The sequence below is a fragment of the Thalassotalea ganghwensis genome (genome assembly GCF_053485795.1).
In genome coordinates this window covers 1-525 of sequence record NZ_JBQRUM010000065.1, presented here as the reverse complement: position 1 = coordinate 525, position 525 = coordinate 1, and the positions used below count along the sequence as shown (strand labels likewise).

1 pseudogene is annotated in these 525 nt (G+C 42.1%); it reads left to right on the top strand.

Annotated elements, in window-relative coordinates:
• Positions 1-287: 287 nt before the first annotated feature.
• Positions 288-525: pseudogene (locus ACSLUH_RS19495) on the top strand (IS110 family transposase); the annotation flags it as partial.

The window sequence follows — 525 nt, the reverse complement described above, 5'->3', positions numbered from 1 at the left end:
CCTACTGACGTGTCAGAAGAAGTTGCAACTGTCCAAACTAAATCTTTATATGTGGATGACTTATTGCGCCCATCGTAAATTCCACGCTTTCTCTCGATCATCGATACTACCTTGTACTGCTAACGCCTTACTAATGGGCGCATAAATGCTTGGCTAAAATTCGCGACGAAGGAGCACAAGCCAAGCGTTTTGCGTCCTTTTGAGTAACTTGATACTCATTGAGCCTCCTCCTTGAAGCTAGCCATTGACTAAGCTTCAAGGTAACCAAACCAATAGGAGAAAGCTCAATGAATTTCTACAATAACGTGCATCCGTACTATTGTGGTATCGATTTACATGCCAGATTACTTTATGTCTGTATTATTGATGATACAGGCGTCATCCTCGTACATCAAAAGATTAAAGATAGCCCCGCTGCTTTACTGCAGCTGTTGAATCCGTACCTTGGTAATATTGTCATTGGCGTAGAATGTATGCACTGCTGGTATTGGGTCTGTGACTTTTGTCAGCAGCACAACATTGATT